The 19,036-nt window shown below is 44.7% G+C and carries 16 protein-coding genes; 6 read left to right on the forward strand and 10 right to left on the reverse strand.

What is annotated here, in order from left to right:
• Positions 1 to 148 precede the first annotated feature (148 nt).
• The 5 genes from hemC to ACMXYP_RS16795 all read left to right on the forward strand — a co-directional run bounded on the left by hemC (position 149) and on the right by ACMXYP_RS16795 (position 5,159).
• Positions 149 to 1,090 (forward strand): hydroxymethylbilane synthase, encoded by a 942-nt coding sequence (gene hemC / locus ACMXYP_RS16775; RefSeq protein WP_415882777.1) that lies wholly within the window; start codon positions 149 to 151, stop codon positions 1,088 to 1,090.
• A gap of 25 nt (positions 1,091 to 1,115) precedes the next feature.
• Positions 1,116 to 1,892: a uroporphyrinogen-III synthase gene (locus tag ACMXYP_RS16780; RefSeq protein WP_415882778.1), complete on the forward strand. Its 777-nt coding sequence runs from the start codon at positions 1,116 to 1,118 to the stop codon at positions 1,890 to 1,892.
• Positions 1,889 to 3,160 (forward strand): uroporphyrinogen-III C-methyltransferase, encoded by a 1,272-nt coding sequence (locus tag ACMXYP_RS16785; protein WP_415882779.1) that lies wholly within the window; start codon positions 1,889 to 1,891, stop codon positions 3,158 to 3,160. Before ACMXYP_RS16780 ends, ACMXYP_RS16785 begins: the two co-directional genes overlap by 4 nt.
• Complete coding sequence (locus ACMXYP_RS16790) at positions 3,160 to 4,413, forward strand: heme biosynthesis HemY N-terminal domain-containing protein (RefSeq protein WP_415882780.1); 1,254 nt, start codon at positions 3,160 to 3,162, stop codon at positions 4,411 to 4,413. Before ACMXYP_RS16785 ends, ACMXYP_RS16790 begins: the two co-directional genes overlap by 1 nt.
• 200 nt (positions 4,414 to 4,613) lie before the next feature.
• On the forward strand, positions 4,614 to 5,159 hold the full coding sequence (locus ACMXYP_RS16795) for a cytochrome P460 family protein (protein ID WP_415882781.1): 546 nt from the start codon (positions 4,614 to 4,616) through the stop codon (positions 5,157 to 5,159).
• A gap of 7 nt (positions 5,160 to 5,166) precedes the next feature.
• Here the strand turns inward: ACMXYP_RS16795 and ACMXYP_RS16800 are convergent, their stop codons facing one another.
• The 6 genes from ACMXYP_RS16800 to trxA all read right to left on the reverse strand — a co-directional run bounded on the left by ACMXYP_RS16800 (position 5,167) and on the right by trxA (position 11,831).
• Positions 5,167 to 6,390, reverse strand: coding sequence for an EAL and HDOD domain-containing protein (locus tag ACMXYP_RS16800; RefSeq protein ID WP_415884690.1), 1,224 nt, complete (start codon positions 6,388 to 6,390; stop codon positions 5,167 to 5,169).
• 138 nt (positions 6,391 to 6,528) lie between these two features.
• Positions 6,529 to 7,158, reverse strand: a complete 630-nt coding sequence (locus ACMXYP_RS16805; RefSeq protein WP_415882782.1) for a hypothetical protein — start codon at positions 7,156 to 7,158, stop codon at positions 6,529 to 6,531.
• Between the two features lie 264 nt (positions 7,159 to 7,422).
• Positions 7,423 to 8,469 carry a 2Fe-2S iron-sulfur cluster-binding protein gene (locus tag ACMXYP_RS16810; RefSeq protein ID WP_415882783.1) on the reverse strand — a complete coding sequence of 349 codons (1,047 nt, stop codon included), beginning with the start codon at positions 8,467 to 8,469 and terminating at the stop codon, positions 7,423 to 7,425.
• 3 nt (positions 8,470 to 8,472) lie between these two features.
• Positions 8,473 to 9,951 carry a 4-hydroxy-3-polyprenylbenzoate decarboxylase gene (gene ubiD, locus ACMXYP_RS16815; protein ID WP_415882784.1) on the reverse strand — a complete coding sequence of 493 codons (1,479 nt, stop codon included), beginning with the start codon at positions 9,949 to 9,951 and terminating at the stop codon, positions 8,473 to 8,475.
• Positions 9,952 to 10,014: 63 nt separating this feature from the next.
• Positions 10,015 to 11,274, reverse strand: a complete 1,260-nt coding sequence (gene rho, locus ACMXYP_RS16820; RefSeq protein WP_007021413.1) for a transcription termination factor Rho — start codon at positions 11,272 to 11,274, stop codon at positions 10,015 to 10,017.
• Positions 11,275 to 11,504: 230 nt separating this feature from the next.
• A complete protein-coding gene (gene trxA / locus ACMXYP_RS16825; RefSeq protein ID WP_415882785.1) occupies positions 11,505 to 11,831 on the reverse strand; it encodes a thioredoxin TrxA in 327 nt (108 codons plus the stop codon).
• A gap of 300 nt (positions 11,832 to 12,131) precedes the next feature.
• Between trxA and ppx the strand changes: the two genes are divergently transcribed.
• Positions 12,132 to 13,646, forward strand: a complete 1,515-nt coding sequence (gene ppx / locus ACMXYP_RS16830; RefSeq protein ID WP_415882786.1) for an exopolyphosphatase — start codon at positions 12,132 to 12,134, stop codon at positions 13,644 to 13,646.
• Here ppx and ACMXYP_RS16835 read toward each other — a convergent pair.
• The 4 genes from ACMXYP_RS16835 to hslO form a co-directional block, all read right to left on the reverse strand.
• Positions 13,611 to 14,813, reverse strand: a complete 1,203-nt coding sequence (locus ACMXYP_RS16835; RefSeq protein WP_415882787.1) for a poly(3-hydroxybutyrate) depolymerase — start codon at positions 14,811 to 14,813, stop codon at positions 13,611 to 13,613. The genes ppx and ACMXYP_RS16835 overlap by 36 nt on opposite strands.
• Before the next feature lie 26 nt (positions 14,814 to 14,839).
• Positions 14,840 to 15,763: an alpha/beta hydrolase gene (locus ACMXYP_RS16840; protein ID WP_415882788.1), complete on the reverse strand. Its 924-nt coding sequence runs from the start codon at positions 15,761 to 15,763 to the stop codon at positions 14,840 to 14,842.
• Positions 15,764 to 16,313: 550 nt separating this feature from the next.
• Positions 16,314 to 17,861 carry a phosphoenolpyruvate carboxykinase gene (locus tag ACMXYP_RS16845; protein ID WP_415882789.1) on the reverse strand — a complete coding sequence of 516 codons (1,548 nt, stop codon included), beginning with the start codon at positions 17,859 to 17,861 and terminating at the stop codon, positions 16,314 to 16,316.
• 209 nt (positions 17,862 to 18,070) lie between these two features.
• On the reverse strand, positions 18,071 to 18,940 hold the full coding sequence (hslO, locus tag ACMXYP_RS16850; protein ID WP_415882790.1) for an Hsp33 family molecular chaperone HslO: 870 nt from the start codon (positions 18,938 to 18,940) through the stop codon (positions 18,071 to 18,073).
• Positions 18,941 to 19,036 lie beyond the last annotated feature (96 nt).

Raw genomic sequence — 19,036 nt, forward strand, 5'->3', positions numbered from 1 at the left:
CGGAGACTTAATCAGCTATTTTTAGCCGATATCACAAAATTTGCGCGACATTATATCATGCCCTTTCGCTTGAGGTGTCTATATCGCGCCCTGCAATCTGCTACAATCGGCAACAAATATTAAATATGCCGTATTTGAGACTACTTTTATGAGCAGAACCATCCGCATTGCTACCCGTAAAAGCCCATTGGCCCTATGGCAGGCAGAATATGTAAAAGCCGAGCTAGAACGCCATCACGCAGACATTAAGGTCGAATTACTCGGCATGGTATCTAAAGGCGACAAGATTCTAGATGCACCGCTAGCCAAAGTGGGTGGTAAAGGCCTGTTTGTAAAAGAGCTAGAAGAAGCAATGCTAGCCGGTGAAGCTGATATCGCGGTTCACTCCATGAAGGATGTACCGATGGAGTTTCCAGAAGGCTTAGGTTTGGCCGTGATCTGCCCACGCGAACAGCCAACCGATGCTTTTGTCTCTAATACTTACAACAGCATTGATGAACTACCTCAAGGCGCTGTAGTCGGTACATCTTCTCTACGTCGTGAAGCGCAAATTCGCGAAAAACGCCCTGACTTAGAGATCAAATGGCTTCGCGGTAACGTCAATACACGTCTACGTAAGCTAGACGAAGGCGAATATGATGCGATCATCCTTGCCTCTGCAGGTCTAATTCGTCTAGAGATGCCTGAACGTATTCGTTCAGAAATTTCTGTAGATTTCAGCCTACCGGCAGGTGGCCAAGGCGCTGTAGGCATTGAGTGCCGTACAGATGATGCCGAACTGCATGAACTTCTTAAGCCACTACACGACACCGAAACGGCTTGGCGTGTAACGGCAGAGCGCGCTATGAACAAGCGCCTTGAAGGCGGCTGTCAGGTACCTATCGCCTGCTACGCGACGCTGAACGATGAAAATTCTGAACTCTACCTACGCGGCCTAGTTGCAAAACCAGACGGTACGTTGATTCTTCGCGACGAACAACGCGGCGCTCCGTCTGATGCCGAAGCCATTGGCGTAGAACTGGCTGATCGACTTTTGGCCGCAGGTGCTAAAGAGATTTTGGACGCTGTATATAACAAAGCAGATGCCTAACTCTTTAATCAACCTTAGGGTTCTGGTGACACGTCCTGAGCATCAGGCCCAAAAGCTTACCGAACAACTCCGCGCCCTTGGCGCGGAACCAATCCCCTTTCCTCTACTCAAAATCCAACCCATCGCTGAAACTGATGAAAACTTTCATCCACTGAAACAACACATTTTAGATCTCGATCTATTTCAGCATGTCATTTTTATCAGCCCAAATGCGGTTGAGATTGGTTATGAGTGGATCGACTTATACTGGCCGCAACTGCCACTGGGCGTTCAATGGCTAGCGATCGGAAAGCAGAGTGCGGCACTATTGAACAACTATGGTATAGATGCCTATCACAGCCCTCTGGGGTACGATTCAGAAGCGCTATTAGCATCACCTGCGCTGCAACAGATAACTGGCGACAAGATTTTAATTATGCGAGGCCAGGGTGGACGGGAAAAATTAGCCACTGAACTTCGTGCACGGGGAGCCGAGGTTAGCTATGCTGAACTCTACCGCCGTGAATGTCCTGCATATTCCGACGCTGATATTGCCGATGCCCTTTTTAATCGGCCTTTAGATGCCATATTTATCAGCAGCGGTGCGGGACTCGACAATTTACTGGACTTGATACAGCGCCCTAATGGGAAATTCAGCACTGATTCACTATTACGCTGTCATCTTGTTGTGCCCAGTGAACGTATTAAAAAAGCTGCCGAAGCAGCTGGATTCAACAGAGTAACCACGGCCTCGGGGCCTGACGATCAAGCAATGATCGACACCCTGAAGCAGTCACTGACTTTTGCGGAAATCGACAGATGAGCAACAAAAAGAAACAATCGCAGGAAGATAAGAAAACCACTCAAGATGTACCTGCAACTGAGGTTGTTGAAGAAGTGGTTGAAGAAACTACAGAAGCAGTCGCTAAACAGGAAGAAGCCGCTGCAGAAGAGACTAACAAAGAAGCAGAAGAAACAACGGCTGAAGCAGACAATGTCGCTGCATCAGAACAATCTGCTCCTGAACCAAAAGAAGAGAAAGAGAAGAAGCCTGCAACATGGCCTGGCAAACTAGCACTGCCTATCTCTATTATCGCTTTAGGTGCTGCTGGTTACCTGTACTGGCTATCTCTACAACAGAGCGATAGCGTTGCTCAGAATAACGCAGCGATTGAAGCTCAGGTTAGCTCATCTCTAAGCGACGCTCGAGGCTCTGTCGATCAAGCATTAGCTGGCATGAATCAAACATTGGGCCAACTAAAATCTCAAAGCCAAGCAGACAAAAACAACATTGATGAGCTGCAAGCACGTCTAACTAAAAGCATCCAGCAAGTGACAGCTAACCAGAAAACCAATCGTAAAGACTGGCTTCTAGCTGAAGTGGAATACCTGTTACGTCTCGCTAATCAGCGCGTACTAATGGAACAAACGTCCGCAGGCGCACTGAAACTACTGAAATCCGCTGACAAAATCCTCAAAGAGACTGACGACGTTTCCATTTACGATGTACGTAAGGCTTTAGCTGCTGATATCGCAGCATTAGAAGCAGTACCGGTATTGGATACTGAAGGCGTTTTCCTACAGCTTGGCGCATTAAACAATCAGGTACAAAACCTACGTTTAATCCCAATCTCTAAACAGCACAAGCTACCAGACCTATTGGAAGAAGTTACGCCAGAGGTAGTCGAAGAATCTTGGACGGCTGGTCTAGAAGAATCATGGAGCAAAGCAACCGACAAACTTAACAAGCTTGTGGTTATCCAGCACCGTGACGAGCCAATTGAACCATTGCTATCACCACAGCAAACTTACTACCTACAGCAAAACCTTCACCTTATGCTAGAACAAGCTCAGCTTGCTCTATTACAGCGTAAGCAATCATCTTATGATGCCAGCCTAAACAAAGCGCACGATTGGGTTTCTACTTACTTCGAGCAAAGCGACGGTACTACGCAAAGCTTGCTGCGCGGTATTTCTGAGCTAAAGAGCGTTAAAGTAACGGCTGAGATGCCAGATATTTCTGGTTCTCTACGCAGCCTGAAGAACTACCTTGCTCATATGACAAAACTTAAGGAACAAGGGGCTTCATAATGAAAAAACTTGTCCTACTTCTGCTGATCATTCTTGCTGGCGGTGCATTCGTCGGTGAGATGATGATCAAAGATTCAGGCTACGTCTTGATCGCCTATAACCAAACAACGATCGAAACCAGCCTATGGGTTCTTCTCATCGTTTTGGCTGTAGGTTTTGTCATTGGTCACTGGCTATTAAACTTAGTCACTCATACTCAGCTGCCAACTACTAAGCTAAAAGCTTGGAAAGATAACAGAAACCAGCTAATCAGCCGCCGTAAGACGCTAAAAGGCTTAACTTCGTTATCTGAAGGCAACTGGGCTCAAGCACAGAAGCAGCTGGCACAAGCCGCTGAGCGCTCTGATCTGCCGCTAGTAAACTACCTAGCTGCAGCAAAAGCTGCACATGAGCAAAACAATGAAGCTGCAGCTGACGAACTTCTACAAAAGGCACGCAACACAACGCCTGAAGCCGAAGTAACTGTTGCTATCTCTCAAGCTGAGATTCAACTATCTCGTGGTCAGCTAGAGCCTTGCCTAGCAACGCTTCTACGTTTACGCACACTAGCACCTAAAAACACATACGTGATGAAGCTGCTGAAAGATGTTTACCTTCGCCTGAATGACTGGAAAGCGCTTTCTCAACTAATTCCTGCACTGCGTAAACACCAAGCACTGAAAACGGAAGAGCTATATGAACTAAGCGCAGAATGCTGTACTCATATTCTTGAAGACAGTGTTAGCAAGCTTCCTGTGGAAACCAGTGAAGAAGACCGCCTAAAAGCATTAAGCGATGCTTGGTCTGATCTGCCGACAGAGCAAACTAAGAATGGTGAAATCGTTCAGCATTACACCGAACTACTGGTTTCTCTTGGCGCCGAAGATCGTGCAGAACAAAATCTTCGCAGCTTGATTAAGAAAAACTGGGACGAGAAATTGGTTACGTTGTATGGCCGCATCAATGGCGAAAATGCCAAGAAGCAGCTTGATAGTGCTCGTAGCTGGCAGAAAGCTCACGCTGAAAGCCCTGAACTATTATTAACCCTAGGTCGCTTATCCTTACGCAATGAGCACTGGGGGCAGGCAGTTAAGTACTTTGAGCAAAGCCTTGAGCTAGATGCTAAACCAGAGACTTTAGGTGAGTTAACGCGCCTACTTCGCCACCTAGGCGAAGATGAAAAGGCACAAGGTTTACTACAAGAAAACCTAAGCATTGTGGCATCAGGCTTACCTGAACTACCAATGCCAGTAGAGCAAAAAGCTAGCGCTTAATACTCTGTTGTGTAGCTATAAAAAGGATGCTTTTAAGCATCCTTTTTTAATGTATCCACCAAAACAAATTATTGAACTTCATTCCAGATCTTGTGTCACTATTGATACCCGAAGCCCCTATTAAGATGAAAGATTGGGGCAATCACACCTAAAAAGTGCACATTTTTTTAACCCCCTTTATGTGCACAAGGAGCATCATTATGAAGTTCCCTCTTATTTCCGCCATATCCACAACCCTCATACTTTCATTCCCTGCTAGCGCTGAAACTATGCCATTTGGAGATACAGAATCCGTAAACTACGCTAAGGATTTATGGTCTTTTATGGAACGAAAACATTTGGTAGGAGTCGACCCAATTATTACCCGACCTTACCAAGGGGCACCCCCACACGGAATGATTTTAGAATTACTTGAAGTTCCAGTTACTTTTAAAGGCACGAAAGGAGATTTAGTAGTAAAGCGCAACTATGGGGGTGACGGACTTTCCATAGACGATGTAATTAATAATCCACAAAAATATCTCAAGGCCGTCACGATTATGTTTAAACGAGATGATATGTATGACCCTAACAACCAGAACTGGTTCTATGTTAAATATGCCGCTAATGGAAAAATCCTTACTAATCCCAAGGGGGCTAAATTAGCAGGCCGAGTAGCCAAAGGGATGCCTACAGGATGCATTGCCTGTCATGCTTCAGCCGAAGGCAATGATTTTATTTTCAATCATGATCGCTACAAACCATAATAGCGATTCACTCTCCATCAACCAACGCCGCCATGGCTTGCTCTGCCCAATGCAAACTGTGGCGGTAGGCTACCTCAAAGAATTCTTTACCGAATGCAGATGCCTGTACCTGATCCCAATCTGCGTTTTCAAATGCGATTACTACTTCTAATAATTCACCTAACTCGCCTTCATAATCAGAGATTGCAAACTTAATTTTTTCATCCAAAGGAATTTGCCGAAGAATCTCTTCCATCTCGACATCGATTAAAATGTCTAACTGCGAGATCATCCCCACCATAAAAGCACTGTCTTGCTGCAATGATTCAGATGATTCTGCTAGTAACTCACACATACGACCACGGACCAATAGGTTTCTAGCAAGCTCTTCAGGCTTATCAGGGTTACTGGCTAATGTAATCAGAGTCGCCCACTTCCGTATTTGGTCATGCCCCAATATCACCACCGCCTGCTGCATAGAATCAATTGAACGGTTCTGCTGGTAAGCAGCGGAATTAACCACCTTTAGAATCTTAAAACTAAGCTTAGGGTCCATGATAATCAGCTCTTCAATTTCTGAAGGCGTAATATCTGGACGCTGCAACTGTTGCAAAAGCTGCATTAAAGCCGCGCTATTACCCGGAACATCTTTCCCTAGTACCTTAACTGGACGACTAATAAAACCACCTTGAAACAGCTTAAATCCGACCTTTTTACAGAACTGTAGGGTTTCAAAGTCATCTACATTTTGCGCTAATGCGGTCTTTTTCGCTTTATTCAGCGTGGCTACTAGCTTTTTAATTTTAGCCCGATGCATCAAACTAAAATCGATTTTGATGATATTGACCAATTTAATTAAGGGGATGAGATGAGGTTGCATTGAGAACCCATCCAAAGCAATTCGGTACCCTTGTTTAGACAGCATTCTAAGGTGAGAGACAACCTCTTCAGTCACCGTTATATCTGGATGGACTTCAATAACTATCTCTTTTCTTGGCAATGCTAGAGAGCTACCCTCCTGTAACATCGAACTAGGAAAAGGCAGAAAGACCGGTACTTTATTGATATGCCCGTCTTGAAACAGACTAGTAAAGGTGTGCATAACTAGCATCGACCCTTCCGTTTCAGGGTCAAATAGCGAGTCTTCAATGTATTCAGAATATTGATAGCGCAGCTGGTAAGAAATGATCTTGAGATTCCGATCAAAGATGGGCTGCCGAACCATCAATACTTCAGAGCCTTGCCCTTCCATAGAACTCAAAAGCCCCTGAGGTAGTTATGGATTTAATAAAGCTTATCCCGCTACTGAAGTTATTGCCAGCCAAAAGCAAAAGAGGAGCTCTCTGCTCCTCTTTTATTTACTCTACCGAACTTTTTGATAACCTATAGTCTATCGAGACGCATTGCTCGCTCTTCGTTGACTGACTATCTGCCACAGAAACTCAACCGCAGCGATAACCAGTATCGTATAGCCCATAAGCTCAGTTCCTTCTTCTACAATATTCTTCACGACCCTTACATAGCCATCACCCATCACCGCTTCCCAGAAGGAACCGCGGCCAAACAGACGTGAAAATACCAATACAACCAAGATACCGCTCAGATAGATACCAGCACTGGACAGTTTCGAGAATTCAATTAAGGAAGGTTTAACCGGGTGATGTTGCCTAATCAAATATAAAGTCGATGTAGCAATCAAGATGCAAACCAGCGTCTGCCATGCGCCATCAAACATATTCTCGTCTAAGAAAGCATCAAACTCACGAATCAGCATCATGCCACTCAGCGTTGCAACAACCACGGCAGCTGGACGCAACGTGTCACTGTAATAAGCACCGATTAAAAACAACATACAGGTAACGAAAGCAAACGTATCATGCATCAACTCTGTCGCTGAACCTTCATCGTACTTACTCTCTGCCAACAGGGCATAACCTTCCATTGCAAAGATATTTGCTACACCTGCCATAAAAAGCAGATAAACAAGGGAACGAATCATTAAGGCAGCGAATGATTGCATCTGAATACATCCAAGTAAGTTGATAGAAACAGGTAAAACGTCTAGCTAGTGCAATTCTGGCTCGGCGTTTATCGATAACCGTTCAGATAGAGATCCATAACTAAGCGATTAGGGTAAGCGCGAACCGTGGATTCTAATAAAAAATGATCAGAAAAGCATTTATAAGAAAGCTTTGTTACATCTAGCTAGTGTAAAACACGCCTTCAAGGACGATTGAGCAATAAAAAAGGAGCCAGAGGCTCCTTTTTCAGTAAATAGATTAATTTAGCTCTTAGGTCTTGGCGCATAAGCAAACACATCAGAGTGCATATTCGCTTCGTCAAAACCACGTGGTTCACACGCATCTAGCAACGCATACACCATACCAGGGGAGCCACTTGCGAAAATTTCTACATTCTCAAAATCGGCAAAATCTTCTAGAACAGCATCCGGTAATAGACCTGTACGACCTGTCCAACCAGGGCTATTTTCAGGTTCGCTCACAATCGGCTCAAAGTGAACATTTGGATGCTCTGCAGCCCATTGCATTGGAAGCTTTTCCAAATACATATCTTCCTCTACACAAGCGCCCCAATAGATATAAATTGGGTTACCAAATTGGTTAGCCAATAGATGCTCTACCACACTCTTCACTTGCGCAAAGCCCGTGCTCGCCGCAGCCAAAATCAAACGCGTATCAGGTTTTAGTTTATGAGCTTGTAGGTAGCAATCACCTTTAGGCAGTTCAATCTCTACCGCTTTTTCACTTTTTAAATGTCCGATAATCGCATTAGACATTTCACTCTCAAGCATATGACGGATATGTAACTCGATATCACGACCCGTATCTGGCGCAGAACCAATAGAAAATGAAGCCTGTTTACCGTCTGGCAAAAAGATATCTAAATACTGACCAGCAAAAAATTCGGCAGATAGAGAAGCCGTTGCAGGCATTTGCAGGCGGATGCGGTACACATCATGGTTTAGCTTTTCAAATGCCTTAATATCACAAAGGAGCTTTTTCACAGATAACTCTCCAGGGCTTTTTAACCCTTCAATCCTGACCCTTACATCACTTAAGGGTTTACATGTACATGCTAGTACACTTGGTGCACTACGAGTAGTTTGAACGCTATCAACAGAGAGATACAGTTCCGGATAGCGTTGTTTAATTTCGCCTTCAAGCAGCTTTACTTCGCAAATTTCACAGACACCATTGCGACAGCTGACGCGCATTTTATACCCTGCTCGATGCAGACTTTCCAGCAGGGTTTCATCTGACTCGGAAGGAATTTCATCCCCGTTATTTTCGATCAGAATATGCTTAGGCATAGATCACTTTAAAATACCCAATTCGTCCCAGATATCGTCTACTTTACTCTGAACTTCGGGATCCATAACAATAGGCTCCCCCCATTCACGGGTTGTTTCACCTTCCCATTTATTGGTCGCGTCCATGCCCATTTTAGAGCCGAGCCCTGACACTGGCGATGCAAAGTCAAGATAATCGATCGGCGTATTATCGATCATCACGGTATCCCGCTGAGGATCCATACGCGTAGTGATCGCCCAGATCACATCATTCCAATCGCGGGCATTCACATCATCATCACAAACGATTACGAATTTGGTGTACATAAACTGTCTTAAGAACGACCAGACACCCAACATCACACGCTTTGCATGGCCCGGATACTGCTTCTTAATCGTCACTATCGCCATACGGTAGGAACAGCCTTCAGGCGGCAGATAAAAATCGACGATCTCAGGGAACTGCTTCTGCAGAATAGGTACGAACACTTCGTTTAGCGCCACACCCAAGATCGCTGGCTCATCAGGTGGACGTCCAGTATAGGTGCTGTGATAGATCGGATTACTGCGATGGGTAATTCGCTCGACCGTAAATACAGGGAAGCTATCAACCTCGTTGTAGTAACCTGTATGGTCGCCAAATGGGCCTTCATCCGCCATTTCGGCCGGATCAATATAACCCTCTAAGATGAACTCAGCGCTAGCAGGTACATGAAGATCATTGCCAATACATTGAGTAACTTCAGTCTTACCACCCCGCAGCAAGCCCGCAAACGCATACTCAGATAAGGTATCAGGAACTGGAGTCACTGCGCCTAGAATCGTTGCTGGATCAGCACCTAAAGCAACGGCAACCGGAAATTTTTCACCCGGGTGCTCCTGTTTCCACTCGCGAAAATCAAGTGCACCACCACGGTGTGCTAACCAACGCATAATCAGTTTATTTTTACCGATTAATTGCTGACGGTAGATCCCTAAATTCTGTCGCTCTTTATTAGGACCGCGTGTAATCACCAAAGGCCAAGTAACCAACGGTGCTGCATCCCCCGGCCAGCAAGTTTGAATAGGAAGGGTATTTAGATCAACATCATCCCCTTCAATCACATGTTTCTGGCACGGCGCAGACTTAACCAGCTTGGGGCCCATATTGAGCACTTGCTTAAAGATAGGCAGCTTTTCCCAAGCATCCTTCATACCCTTAGGTGGTTCAGGCTCTTTTAATTGAGATAAGAGTTTACCTACATCTCTCAGCGCTTCTACAGACTCCTCTCCCATACCCATCGCTACACGTTCAGGCGTACCAAACAAGTTAGCTAACACTGGATAAAAGGAACCTTTAGGATTTTCAAACAGCAGAGCTGGACCGCCTGCTTTGAGAGTACGATCACTAATCTCGGTCATCTCCAGATTAGGATCAATCTCTTGTTTAATGCGCTTTAACTCGCCACGCTCTTCAAGCATGTGGATAAAGTCACGCAGATCTTTATATTTGGGTGTCGCCATAATCAGACCTAGTAGATATAAAAAAGGGCAAGCAGATGCTCACCCTTTAATACGCAAACCGGTTTACTTCCGTTTCATCGAAAGGAAGAATTCGTCGTTTGTTTTAAAGTCTTTCAGTTTGTCGATTACAAACTCTGTCGCTGCAGTATCTTCCATTGGATCTAGAAGCTTACGTAGGATCCACATACGCTGTAGCTCTTCTTCGGATGTAAGAAGATCTTCACGACGCGTACCAGAACGACGGATGTTGATTGCTGGGAATACACGTTTCTCAGCAACTTTACGATCCAAGTGAACTTCAGAGTTACCTGTACCTTTGAATTCCTCAAAGATAACTTCGTCCATCTTAGAACCCGTATCAACCAATGCTGTTGCGATGATTGTTAAGCTACCACCCTCTTCAATGTTACGAGCAGCACCAAAGAAGCGCTTAGGGCGCTCTAGAGCATGCGCATCAACACCACCGGTTAGTACTTTACCGGAAGATGGGATAACCGTGTTGTAGGCACGAGCCAAACGCGTAATGGAATCCAGAAGGATAACCACGTCTTTTTTATGCTCAGTTAGACGCTTAGCTTTCTCGATAACCATCTCTGCCACTTGAACGTGACGTGATGGCGGCTCATCGAAGGTAGATGCAACCACTTCACCGCGAACGGTACGCTGCATCTCTGTTACTTCCTCAGGACGCTCATCGATTAGCAATACAATCAGGTGAGTTTCTGGGTTGTTACGGGTGATGCTGTTAGCGATGTTCTGCAGCATCAAGGTCTTACCGGCTTTAGGCGGTGATACAACCAAAGCACGCTGACCTTTACCCATTGGACAAACCAGATCGATAACACGTGCAGTCAGATCTTCTGTACTGCCGTTACCAATTTCCATCCGCAAACGATCCTGCGCAAATAGAGGCGTCAGGTTTTCGAAAAGAATCTTATTCTTCGCGTTATCAGGCTTATCGTAGTTAATTTCATTAACTTTCAATAATGCAAAATAACGCTCACCATCTTTAGGTGGACGAATCTTACCCGCAATCGTGTCACCTGTACGCAGGTTGAAACGACGAATCTGACTTGGAGATACGTAGATATCATCCGGGCCAGCTAGGTATGAGGAGTCAGCGGAACGCAGGAAACCAAAACCATCCTGCAGAATTTCTAAGACGCCATTACCGTAAATGTCTTCACCGCCTTTCGCGTGACGCTTAAGGATAGCGAAAATAACATCCTGTTTACGGGAACGAGCCAGATTATCCATTCCCATGCCTTTGGCAATTTCAAGTAACTCGGGAACGCTTTTTGTTTTTAGTTCGGTAAGATTCATAGTTTGAAGAAAATGAGCACGAAGCTAATTTTTAATATTTGGATGGAATTTAAGAAGAAAGTCGAACGTTGGTCAAAACGCTCTCGCTTAAAATACAAAAGAAGGAAATAGATTTCAGCGGGAGGACCAAACAAGCAACACTATAGAAGGAAGGTAAGGGTCTGTCTATAGTGCGAAGGTAAGAAAGTGCAATGTTTTGAGCTACATTACACTTTCTAGGTATCAATCTATTAAAGATTAGCTTCGATAAACGCAGAAAGCTGCGATTTCGATAGTGCGCCAACCTTAGTAGCTTCTACATTTCCGCCTTTAAAAAGCATCAATGTAGGGATACCGCGAATACCAAATTTTGGTGGAGTTTCGCTGTTTTCATCGATATTCAGCTTACAAATCTTCAGCTGGTCACCGTATTCTTTAGCGATCTCTTCCAGAACTGGGGCGATCATTTTACAAGGACCACACCACTCAGCCCAGTAATCAACTAATACTGCACCTTCAGCTTTGAGAACATCTTCCTCAAAGGAAGCATCTGTAACATTTACAATGTTTTCACTCATGGGAACTTTTCTCCGCTGCGCCCATTATTTTTCAATAAGACTGCCGATAATAGCATCCTCGCCGCCTATTGTGTAACGCCTACAAGGGTAATTCCCTAGTATAGCGGTCAATTATTTAGCTATAAGCTTAAACCTCAAACGCCATAAAACCCCATTTCATGGGGCTGTCAGGCCATATTTCCAGTAGACTATCCTTATAAATTAAAAGCCTTAAAACAAAAGATGAAAAGCACCTGCAGTACCGCAGTACTTTTGGTAATCTAGCTCAGCCTTACATATCGGGTCATAGGACGATAACGCATGACAGAGCCTTCAACTGTTTCAGATAAACAAGATGATCAACGCTTAGCAGCCATTGATTTAGGATCTAACAGTTTCCACATGGTTGTCGCGCAGCTTGATCAGGGCGAGATACGCCCGATTGACCTAATGTCCGATAAAGTTCAGTTGGCCGCTGGCATCAATGAAAAGCGCTACCTGACAGATGAAGCAAAACAACGTGGGCTTGAATGCCTCAGCCGTTTTGCCCAGCGCGTAAAAGACCTCCCTAGAGATTCCGTTAGAGTCGTTGGCACCAACGCTCTCCGTGAAGCCAAGAATAGTCGAGAGTTTATTGAGGAAGCTGAAGCTATCCTAGAAACTCCGCTTGAAATCATCGCAGGTCGTGAGGAAGCGCGCCTAATCTATTTAGGGGTGTCTCATACGCTCGCAGATGATCAAGGCTCCCGTTTAGTCATTGATATTGGTGGCGGTAGTACCGAGTTTATTATTGGCGAGCGTTTTGAGCCCCGCACAATGGAAAGCCTCCATATGGGCTGCGTTAGCTACACCAAACGCTATTTTGAAGATGGCATTATCTCTGCCTCCAACTTTAAACGCGCTCGCACAGCCGCTCGCCAAGAACTGCAATCGATCGTCCGAGAATATCGCAATCTAGGCTGGAACAGTGCAGTAGGTGCTTCAGGCACAATCAAAGCCGTTCGTAATATTTGTCAGGATTATGGCTACAGCCAAGAGTCCATTACCTGGGAAGGGCTGCAGCAACTTAGAGATCTTCTGCTGACCTTCAAACACAGTAACGATATCGACATTAACGGCATTAAAGCTGAACGTAAAACCGTCCTCACTGCAGGCGTAGCCATTTTATGCGGGATATTCGAAGCCCTAAATCTTGAGAAACTAAGCTTCTCCGAAGGCGCACTACGTGAAGGTGTTCTCTATGATATGGCAGGTCGCTTAAAGCATGAAGATGTGCGTGATCGCAGCATTACCGCACTTATGCAGCGCTACCATGTTGACCAAGAACAAGCCGAACGCGTCGAACAAACCGCACTGCTTGCTTGGGCGCAATTGAAGGAAAGCTGGCACCTTTCGTCGAAACACTACGATATGCTTTGTTGGGCAGCACGTACCCATGAGATTGGTTTAACAATCGCGCACAGTCAGTTCCATAAGCACAGCGCTTATCTGCTAAATCACTCTGATCTACCCGGCTTTACGACACGCGAGCAGCAACAACTAGCGACTCTCGTTCGAGGCCATCGTCGAAAATTCCCTAAAGACGAGTTCAAAACACTGCCTAAACGCTTGCAAGAACCCTATCGTCGACTCTGCGTATTACTAAGACTCGCAGTTATACTCCATCGTAGCCGCTCTTCAGACCGCCTACCGGCAATTACCTTTAGCTTTGATAGTCAAACGCTGCATATGAATTTTCCTGCAGAGTGGCTATCTCATCACCCATTGACTGAAGCTGGGCTTGAGCAAGAAGCTAGCTATTTAGAAAGCGCTGACATGAAGCTTAAATTCAGCTAACGATCTAACTCTCAAACTTGCACTGCTAAAGCTCATTAGTGGTTTTGAGATTAAGCGATTAACCATCTCATTAATCGCCTTCATCTGCGGTGCACTTCTTTTATAGTAATGGTATGGCGGTAAGCTATTACTGCTATACCCCCAGAAATCCCAACAGCCACGAGGATTTAAAGGCATGATTGAGGATGGTTTCACTTGCGGGTAAAGGATAATCAATTGGTTAGCGTCCGCTGTTTCGTTATAACCTGTACCCGTTACAAATCGATCCCCCAAAAATTCATGGCCTTGACGGCAACCATGTAGAGCCACATGCACCCTGCAAGATTCACTACGGCAACTCTCAGGAATATAGGCATAACCCATATCGTCTAGACTAGTGTATTCACCTGTAATAAATGGCGTTTGATCAAATTTAATCAGCTCACCGGACAACTCTTTAACATCTACCTCTAATTCGCCATAGATATGTTCTAACAAGCGCCGCGCTTGCGAGAAGCCACAATTATTAATCCATGGTTTCTCTGTCAGCCCACATTGGCTATCCTCAAGATCATCGGTAATGAATCCGTGCCCTGCAGCAACTCTGTTGTCATAGCGAATAGCACTTTCATCCAGTTCTAAGTATTCATAAAAAGACAGAGTCTGATCTACTACAACCTGCTTTACCGTTTTATCTTCGAGGCCCGAGAAGATATAAACTTTATCGTCAGAAAGATTATCTAACGCAGCAATACTACCGCGCTCAGCTTCAGTCTTGGCTAGCTCAGACAAATAACGACTATTGGGATATAAAGATTCAGGACAGCCAAACCAGCTGTACTTGCAAGGGTCCATACAAGTTGTGGTCGCACTCACAAGTTTAGGCGTGAAATCATTTCCAGGGATGCTCGCAACACAATTCCATGGCCCTCCGGCAATAATGCCTACTCCTACCAGATTCTCTGAGTAAGCAATATGATATTGAGCAGCCATAAAGCCGCCTGAGGATAAACCGGATATGGAGGTTTTATCAGCCATAGCTCCAACCGCAGGCAGAGAAGCTCTCTCTCCCTCAGCAAGCACTTGAAAAGATAAACAGCTAAAACCTAATACACAAACAATAAACCGATTTACGACACAATGAACCCAAGGACCCAAAATAAGATCAGCCAACTGATGATTTTTCATAATGGAAAAAACTTGTGGAGTTAGAACTATTCTTCCCTTTGCGCCCTTCTCTCTTTTATTCTTTGGATAAGCTTACGGACTGGACCAGTCTGCGTTTCAGAATCTGCTGACAACTTTTCTGAACCCACAACAACTCTATTTACATGGCTGTCCAAGCCAGACATAAAGCCTTCAACATCCTGCGTATAAGAATTATCAGCGCCCAATTCCGTATTCATACCTTTGTGCGAATAATTTCTACTTAACACTGATGCCTTTATTCCCATCGAATTAGCCTTTGAGACAAACTTATTAGCTTGATCGCAAGCACCTTTACGTTTCGACGAACATGTTACCAATATGGGACGAGCATCAGATCTTAACTGATGATAAGGTGATGCTTGATACCAAAAATCTCTGTCCCTACCAAAAGCTTGATCATGAAAGCGATAGTGATCTGAATCCATAACTAAGGGCACATCAAGCGCAGCACTATCCAATAAAATAGCACCTAACCAAGGCTTGCCTCCGATAGAAGTAACATCCGAAACAGAACCAGAGACCAATCCAACTAGATGGGCACCAGCAGAATGCCCCATCAAGACAAATTTATCGGGATTACCACCCCATTGATAAACTTGATTCTGGGCAGAGACCAATGCTTCTCTGAGATCTTGAGCTTGCTCAACAGGATTTGCATGCGGTACTAATCGATAATTCGCTGAAATAAATACAAATCCCGATGAAACCCAACGTTTAACCTTATTTTTTACAACACTGTCAGATTTTTTATCGCCCATTTTCCAGGCCCCACCATGGACCATAAAGATAACCGGTGCATTAGAAAAATCTGAGCGAGTATAAACATCAAAAGAATGGGCTTTATCTGGCCCATATTGAATATCAGAGTAAAGGGCGAAACCCTGATAAGTTGAGCGTTCGCCTTTAACATTCTGTGCGCAAGCGGTCATACTAAAAGAGCACACCAAAACCAAAAGAGAGCGATATAACTTCGTCTTTCCTAGCATATTATTCCAACACCAAAGCCGTTAAGTAAACAACATCCATTATTGTTTCAATTCCAAATGATACAACGGCTCAATGATATCATTCCCTGACTGAACAGATACTTGCTGCAAAATGCCCTACTCATCATAAACCAAAACAGGCGTTTCAGACCTTAGATTTATTAGCCCTCTCCTTAATTAAAGAGAGACGTATCGGACTAACAGTATCGTAATGAATTCCATAATCATTTTTTTAAAATGTACATAAGGCAGTACCCGTATTAAATATCAGCAACAGCCTGCCATAATCGTATACAGATAGCTGAGAATAATCTGCTTAGCACCTCCCTTCAAGCAAAAACAGATTTTACCGATTTCCATAAAAGCCACTTCGGTAATTAAATCCTAGCATTAGCCTGCAGACATAAATTATTCGATATTGTGACGAACATTCTTACATGCAAAAAAAAACCTCGTATAAATACGAGGTTTTTTTCAAATGCTAGCTAGCCGCTTATAGTTTAGGGCCTGCCGCAATGATCTCTTCAGATACGCCATCGAACTTCTTGAAGTTCTCTACGAACTGACCGATCAAATCATTTGCAGTTGCATCATAACCAGACTTGTCAGCCCAAGTGTTACGTGGGTTAAGCAGTGTAGAATCTACACCTTCAACCGAAACTGGTACTTCCAGGTTTAGACCTTCTAGCTTCTCAGTCTCAACACCGTTTAGGGAACCATTCTGGATTGCAGAGATGATGCCACGAGTAGTTGGGATGCTGAAACGCTCGCCAGTACCGTAAGAACCACCAGTCCAGCCAGTATTTACTAGGTAAACCTTAGAACCGAACTCTTCGATACGCTTCATTAGAAGCTCAGCGTATACGTGTGCTGGACGAGGGAAGAAAGGAGCACCGAAACAAGTTGAGAAAGTAGACTTGATGCCACCGCCTGAACCCATTTCTGTAGAACCTACAAGTGCAGTGTAACCAGACAGGAAGTGGTACGCAGCCGCTTCTTTAGTCAGGATAGATACTGGTGGCAATACGCCAGTCAGGTCACATGTTAGGAATACGATAGAATCTGGCTCTTCACCCATGTTAGATACAGTACGTTTTTCAACGTGCTGTAGCGGGTATGCACAACGACCGTTCTCAGTTAGAGACGTGTCATCGTAATCAGCTGTACGCGCATCGTTTAGAGCAACGTTCTCTACGATTGCACCAAAGCGGATAGCGTCCCAGATAATTGGTTCGTTCTTCTGGCTTAGATTGATAGTTTTAGCGTAGCAACCACCTTCCAGGTTAAATACAACGCCTTTGCCCCAACCGTGCTCATCATCACCGATTAGGTAACGAGAAGGGTCAGCAGACAGAGTTGTTTTACCTGTACCAGATAGACCGAAGAATAGCGTTGTACTGTTGTCATCACCAACGTTTGCAGAACAGTGCATTGGCAATACGTCTTTCTCTGGTAGCAGGAAGTTCTGTACAGAGAACATCGCTTTCTTCATTTCACCAGCGTAGCGCATGCCTGCTAGCAAAACTTTACGCTTAGCGAAGTTAATGATTACGCAACCATCACTGTTTGTGCCGTCACGCTCTGGATCACATTCGAAACCAGCAACGTTTAGGATCTGCCACTCTTCTTTCGACTTCGGGTTGTATTCCGCAGGACGAATGAAAAGGTTCTGACCAAACAGGTTCTGCCATGCAGTCTGAGTAGTCATGTTTACAGCAAGATAATGGTTTGGATCAGAGCCAACGTGTACGTTTGACACGAAGTGCTCTTTATCTGCGATGAACTCTTCTACGCGAGTCCATAATGCATCAAATTTGTCTGAATCGAATGGGCGGTTGATATTACCCCAATCGATAGAATCAGCAGTACTTGGCTCTTCAACGATGAAGCGATCCATCGGAGAACGACCGGTACGTTTACCTGTTGTCACTACCAATGCGCCAGTGTCAGCAAGTGTTCCTTCACCGTTGGCAATGGCTTTCTCAACCAGCTTAGCTGGGCTTAAGTTGTGGTGTGCAATGTTAACAGAATCTTTGGTCATTACTGGGTTCCCTTGGCATAGGCGCCAATAACGTTACCTAATAAGGCGTAAGGCTATGGTGTATCGTAATTATAAGGAGGCGTATTATGCACAAAAATCGCACGCTGTGCCATTGTTGGAATCAATTCGCATTTAACCTGCCGCAAAAACAGGCTTATTTGATTGATTTTACTGCAAATTCACCACCAGAATATCTAATATAAGTTCGCTTAATGTACTTGTGAGTCGCCTGAAGCGCCGTTTTCAGCAAACAGCGCTTCGATATCTGCAGCGTCAAAATCGTACTGGGCGTTACAGAACTGACAATTTACAGCCACTTTGCCCTGTTCTTCTAGCACTTCTAAAAGTTCTGCTTTTTCGACAAGCTTCAAAGACGCTTCGCTGCGTTGACGAGAACAGGTACATTTGAATCGAACTTCATCCGGTTCGTATAGACGACATTGTTCTTCGTGGAAAAGTCGGTACAACAATGTTTCGTTATCCAACTCTAATAACTCTTCACTTTTAAGCGTGGACGCTAAGTGACTGACTCGATCCCAGTCTTCTTCGCCGGTACCTTGCGCTGGCAATACCTGCAGCATCATACCTGCTGCTTTTTCACCATCAGAAGCTAGCTGAATCTGGGTTGGCAGTTGCTCAGAGCTTAGGAAGTAGTTTTCTAAACATTTGCCTAGATTTTTTCCATCTAGCGGCACAATACCTTGGTAAGGCTGCCCTTGCTCCGGCTCGATGGTCAGGACAACCTGACCTTGCGGTAATAGATCCACAAAGTTAGCTTGTTCATCTAGTTCGCCTTCGTAACGAGCAATCGCACGTAGATCGCGGTCATGGTTACATTCCGCCATTAACACACGAACATTCCCTCGACCTTGAGCTTGAAGAATTAAACGACCTTTAAATTTTAGGTTCGAGCTAAGCAAGCTTACTGCTGCTAACATTTCACCCAACACCTGCTGAATAACAGCAGGATAGTCATGGTTTTCAAAACAGTCGGCACAGGTTTGCTGTACACCGGAAACAACGCCGCGAATATCCAATTCATCGAAAAGGATACGCTGAATCTGATCAGGATTACTCATGAGAGGATTCTATCGAGTTATAAGTGGAAAATAAGAGGGTCCAGACAGGTACCCAAGTCAATACAGGTATTTTATCATATCTGTCTAACAATTCGG

It is taken from the genome of Neptuniibacter sp. QD34_54 (genome assembly GCF_047778055.1).
Lineage (GTDB): Bacteria > Pseudomonadota > Gammaproteobacteria > Pseudomonadales > Balneatricaceae > Neptuniibacter.